The organism is Mannheimia sp. E30BD, from assembly GCF_041807785.1.
GTDB lineage: Bacteria > Pseudomonadota > Gammaproteobacteria > Enterobacterales > Pasteurellaceae > Mannheimia.
In genome coordinates, this window is the sequence record NZ_JBGTYX010000041.1 from 1 (window position 1) to 5451 (window position 5451).

The following is a 5451-nucleotide window of genomic DNA, read 5'->3' on the forward strand; positions in this document are numbered from 1 at the left end:
TTACGCTGGATAACAACGTGCTTGCGAAACTCACAAAATCTGAGTTAGTCGTAAACGGTGATGCAACCGACACTATCCGCCTGAAAGACAACACCGAGTTTACCCAACTCGATAATGTGACAAAAGGCAGACAGGAGTACGAGCAATACCAAACAGAGGTGGACGGTCAGCAATACACCTTATTGATTGACACCGACATCAACGTAGTATTGGCGTAGTCTCAGCCCTCTACAAGCGGTCATTTTTTGCTGAAAATTTACAAAACACCGCTTAAGATAAAACAAAACCTGTTACCGATTGGTAACAGGTTTTTGTTTATGTTGTGTAGATGAAAAACTATCCACACAAAGTTATTTGAAAATTAAGGTTGAAATTCGTTTCTTTAACTTAATGAGAGCAGTCCTATCTTGTTTTAGCTCCTTGCTACCGAATAAATCATTGTGGTCGGTAAACATTCGGATAATCAAATCATCATCTTCAAAAGTAATTAATAACAAGGGGTCGTTTTCTAGCTTATCTACTCGAGTATGGAAAAGATTAATATAGTATGGCGTTGCTCCCGGTATTGGCTTTTTTGAATGCTTGCCACTTGAGTCCTTGAGCCTACCCCATTTTCTTTCACTAGGTTCAGAGTAGATTTCAACTTGCTTATTTGTTGTCCATAGATGAACCAATTCTTCAATTTCTTTGCTATATTCTAAAATCAGCTCAGCGGTATAACCAAATTGTTCACTAAGTTGAAAGAAGTCGTGATGAAATTTGACGTTCTGGACTTTGTGCGTTTCTATCATTTTCAATCTTGCTCAATTTTCTAGCGGTGTGTTGAAGTGCCATCATCTGCATAACCTGACAGCAATTTTTGCCATCAACCGAAATGCTGTAAGCATTTGGGTTATCATCACTCTCTTTTAATGCCTCAAGAATCTTTGGATTCATCATACCCTCCTTAATGGGTTGTAATTGGTTAAATAATAGCATAAAAACCTTGTTTTCACATTAAGATGTTGGTTAGGTAAGGCACAAGATATCGTAGAGGCAATTTTAAAGGATTGATTAAAAGATAAAAACCTGTTACGAATTGGTAACAGGTTTTGTTTTAGTTTTATCTCAAGCGGTGTTTTGCAAATTTCTCGGCAAAAACGACCGCTTGTTGTGGGTGAGGTTACGCCAATACCACGTTGATGTCGGTGTCAATCAATAAGGTATATTGCTGACCGTCCACTTCGGTGGTGTATTGTTCGTACTCATTGCTACCTACTTTGGTATTCTCAATCTGTGTGAACTCCGCATTATCTTTCAGTCTAACTGTGTCAGTTGCATCTCCGTTAATGGTCAATTTTGACTTCGTTAGCTTCGCAAGCACATTATTATCTAACGCAATATCTGTGCTTTGGGTTGCATTGCTAAGATTAATTCGTTCCAATGCTCCACCGATTTGTTCTAACAGCGGTTGGAATTTGCCATCAGTATAATCTTCTGTTGAAGAACGAATAGCTGCACCGTTTCCACCATTATACGACCACCCAGTAAATACTCTCTCTCCATTAGCATAAACTGTGCCTAACGATTGACCTGAGTCACTGTAATGCAGTTTTTGCACCTGCACGAGTTTTAGCTCGTCTGTAGGTTCTAATATACCAAAGGCTACGCCATCTTGAGTACCTTGATAATAGTCAAAAGAATCAATTTGACTACGACTGCCTTCAAAATACTTGCGTACAGCATAACGTTCGCCTTTATCAATAGAACCATTGTTATTGTTATCAAATAGCGTTGCACGGTGCAAATCAGTTTGATCATAATGTAGTCTAACTGTTACATCTGCTGAACCATTAGCGTATCTATCAATACGGCTAAGCAGTCTTCCATCAACAGAGCTCAGAGTTTTTAATAGCATAACCTCATTACCATCAAATTTACCATTTTGATTAGTATCAACCCAAGAAACTACTTCTCTACCATACTCATTAGCTTCAGAATTATAAATTCTTGATACTTGATTTTGAGCATTGTAAGAAGTTACTTTATTTACATATCCGTACGCATCGTATTCTTTTATTTGATGTAACTCAAATGAACCCTGTGCATCACTATGAACCTTGATTACTTTTTCACGCCCGAAAACATCACGCTCATAAGTAACATAAGCATCAATATCCCCACCTACATCAAATGTATCACGATCAGTTCTAACCAACTGATTGAGGTTGTTATAGTGGTACGTTTCCTTACGCTCAAAACCCTCTTTTTCCGTATTTGTGTCAAAGCTTCTCGTTGCCACACGGTTGTAGATGTCATAAGTGTACTTATCATCACATTCTTGATTAATTAATATCCAATAAGAATAAAATTCAATCAATTTTTGAACCTATNCATCACATTCTTGATTAATTAATATCCAATAAGAATAAAATTCAATCAATTTTTGAACCTATATAGTTAATTATAACACTTAATTTTATTGACAGTTTTGACTTTATAAAAAAGTAACCTTACTATATTGCGATGCCTAAATTAAGGAGAAAATATGTTTAATCTATTTAAACGCCCAATAGAAACTGAGACGATTGATGCCTGGGCAAAAATTGCCGATGATATTGCAAAAGTTGCAATTCTTGCTATTCCTGTTATGCTTTATGGGAACGAAACGGCTGTTATAAAGATCATTAACTCATTCTTATTATTAATAGGAGCTTATTTTTCATTGCTCATCAGCCGCCATTTGAGACGAAATAAACATAAACAAGGAGAAACATAATGACTGGTTTAACATTTGGATTAGCTGTTTTTGCCTTTGTGATGTTTGGCATTGCAATCGTTGTACAAAAATACGTTAAGTAAAAAACTAATCTGATCGAAAACGCTTATGAGATTTCATAGGCGTTTTTTATTGCCTTATATTTGGTTAACATATAGCTTATGGCGATTAAGAATATATAATTGAACTATAAAACCTATTAATTGGTTACAATAAGTACACTTATGACATCTACAACCGTGTGGCAACGAGAAGCTTTGACACAAATACGGAAAAAGAGGGTTTTGAGAAGGTTGAAACTTATAGTTACGACTCTTATGGAAGACAAACAGGCATCGCAATGGATGACCCATCAACCGCTGGCATAGATAATTATATTTCTTATGAACGTGACCTCTTTGGAAATATTACCAAAAAAGTCAATATGGATAGTTCAAAAGCTGTGATAAATCAAGTTGAATATGAACGAAACCTATACGGTCAACATTCTAAAACAGTATATCTCACTAAGACTGGAGAAGTAGATTGGACTCGCTCTTTAACCTACAATGCTCACGGACGAGCTATTCGTGAACAGGACGATAGAAGCAAAATAGGTGTATGGGATAATGGTGATAACATCAAAGAGTTTACCCGCAGTGATGATGCCGTTGGTCTCATTGTTGCTCGTAAATCTACCTATCATAATGTAAAAGGCGATGTTACAACAAATGTTATCTTTACCTATGATGACTATAACAGACAGGTTCTGGAACTTGAAGACAAAGACGGAAATGGTGAAATTTCAGTTGGAGAGAACTATCTTAAACGCATTTACGAAGAAAGCTCAACACTAAATTTAGCAACTACTTATCATTATATGACAGGTGCTGAAGACGAAGATATCTTACGTTATACTGTTCGTGTAAATAGAGAAGTAGAGGGCGATGCTATCTCTCGCTTTATCTCAAATAATAAAGGGGAGTTTGAAACGCTAGTCTATGATGGATGGGGTGTACAGAAGTCATCAACCGAAGACTACACTGAGGAGCGATTCCAAGCTCTGTTTGACAAATTCGGCGGTAAGTTGAAAACGTTGAATTTATCGAATGAAACCCAAAGCACAGAGATTACATTCGATAACGACACGTTAGCGAAAATGACTGCCGGACGGTTAGTGATTAACGGTGATAAAACCGACACCATTAACCTGAAAGACGGTTCAGAGTTCAGTAAACAGGAAGCAACGGTGAAGGAGGGGGCTAACGACTATGTGCAGTACACCACAGAAGTTGGCGGAGACACCTATACCTTGCTGATTGATACCGATGTTAATGTGAACCTACTGTAATTCCATAGTATACAAGCGGTCGGTTTTGCCGAGAAATTTGCAAACCACCGCTGCTTAAAAAAAACAAAACCTGTTGCCGGTCGGCAACAGGTTTTTTTATTATCAATTTTCAACCGAAGCGGGCATTTTGCAAATTTCTCAGCAAAATGCACCGCTTGCAGGGTGAACCGATTAGGCTAAAACAACATTGATGTCAGTATCGATTTGCAACGTATAGGTTTGTCCATCGCCCTCTGTACTGTATTGGTAGTACTCATTCTTACCAGCTTTCACGGTTGTATCCAACTTGGTGAATTCCGTATCGTCTTTGAGTCTCACCGTATCGGTGGCATCGCCACTAATCCGTAACATTTGGTTTTTAGCAAGTTTCGCAACCACATCTTTATCTAGGGTTATATCTGTCTTAGCAAGATTATTAGTAAGAATAATTTCTACAACTTTGCCTTTAGCATTGTCTAAGAAGGTACTCCAATTATCAGAGGTGTAGTCATCCTTGGTTGAACGATTAGCATTAAAACCATATCGAATTGTAGTTTCATTTTTGGCATTAGTATCCAAATATCCGATGTAGTTACCACCAGCCTCCGCATCTTGATACATAAACTTATAGATACTTATTAAAGTATCTCCACGGTAGTTTTTAGCAGTATCACGACTGCTAGTTTCGCCAATGTAGGAAAGTTTTTCCATTATTTCATCACTATCAAATCTACCATTATTATTTCTATCAGCAAATGATGCTATATTTCTATTTAGTTCATCATAAGTGTAAATATTAGTAACTTTAGTTTCTCCATTTGATGTTACTTGGGTCAACACTCGGCTAGCTAGGTTATGGGTAATACTATCCGCATAAGTATGCTCAAGTTTGACATCACCTATATCCCAGACATTATTACCATTTCTATCTTCCCAAGCTGTTGCTACTCTACCAAATTCGTCTCTGGTATAAATCAGGTTATTTGCAACTTGGGCTTCAGAGCTATAGTTAACCTGTTTGGCTAGTTGAGAGTATTCATTATATACATGCTCTACCTTGTTCGTTAACGTACCATCTGCTTGGTAATTGCGAATGAATTTATCGCGTCCATACAGATCTCTTTCACTCGTTCTTATTGCATTGACAGAGATATTATCACCTAATACGTCAGTCTTAGTATCAATAAGGTTTCCATACGAATCATACTGATAGCTTTCCACACGCTCAAACCCATCCTTCGCAAAGTCTGTGTCAAACTCCCTCGTTGCCACACGGTTGTAGATGTCATAAGTGTACTTATTGTTAGCAATTAGTGTAAAAGTCATTCGATTAGATGTTTTTTTGTTCTATTTGAGTGTAAATATAATACTTTCAAAAATATAA

The 5451-nt window shown here is 37.1% G+C and carries 7 protein-coding genes; 3 read left to right on the plus strand and 4 right to left on the minus strand.

The genetic code is table 11. The annotated features are described in order from the left end of the window. On the plus strand, positions 1 to 218 hold a 218-nt coding region (locus ACERCG_RS11975; RefSeq protein WP_373612280.1), incomplete at its 5' end, for a hypothetical protein. A gap of 132 nt (positions 219 to 350) precedes the next feature. On the opposite strand, the gene ACERCG_RS11980 is transcribed toward ACERCG_RS11975, so the two are convergent. The 3 genes from ACERCG_RS11980 to ACERCG_RS11990 form a co-directional block, all read right to left on the minus strand. After that, entirely contained in the window at positions 351 to 791 is a 441-nt protein-coding gene (locus tag ACERCG_RS11980) for a hypothetical protein (protein ID WP_373612281.1), read from the minus strand. Then, entirely contained in the window at positions 733 to 939 is a 207-nt protein-coding gene (locus ACERCG_RS11985) for a hypothetical protein (RefSeq protein ID WP_373612282.1), read from the minus strand. The genes ACERCG_RS11980 and ACERCG_RS11985 overlap by 59 nt, the downstream gene beginning before the upstream one ends. 223 nt (positions 940 to 1162) lie before the next feature. Then, entirely contained in the window at positions 1163 to 2359 is a 1197-nt protein-coding gene (locus ACERCG_RS11990) for a hypothetical protein (protein WP_373612283.1), read from the minus strand. A 168-nt stretch (positions 2360 to 2527) separates the two neighbouring features. Between ACERCG_RS11990 and ACERCG_RS11995 the strand changes: the two genes are divergently transcribed. Next, positions 2528 to 2758, plus strand: coding sequence for a hypothetical protein (locus tag ACERCG_RS11995; RefSeq protein ID WP_176809304.1), 231 nt, complete (start codon positions 2528 to 2530; stop codon positions 2756 to 2758). Positions 2759 to 2999: 241 nt separating this feature from the next. After that, positions 3000 to 4088 carry a hypothetical protein gene (locus ACERCG_RS12000; protein WP_373612284.1) on the plus strand — a complete coding sequence of 363 codons (1089 nt, stop codon included), beginning with the start codon at positions 3000 to 3002 and terminating at the stop codon, positions 4086 to 4088. Between the two features lie 171 nt (positions 4089 to 4259). On the opposite strand, the gene ACERCG_RS12005 is transcribed toward ACERCG_RS12000, so the two are convergent. Further along, positions 4260 to 5393, minus strand: coding sequence for a hypothetical protein (locus ACERCG_RS12005; protein ID WP_373612285.1), 1134 nt, complete (start codon positions 5391 to 5393; stop codon positions 4260 to 4262). Positions 5394 to 5451: the final 58 nt, after the last annotated feature.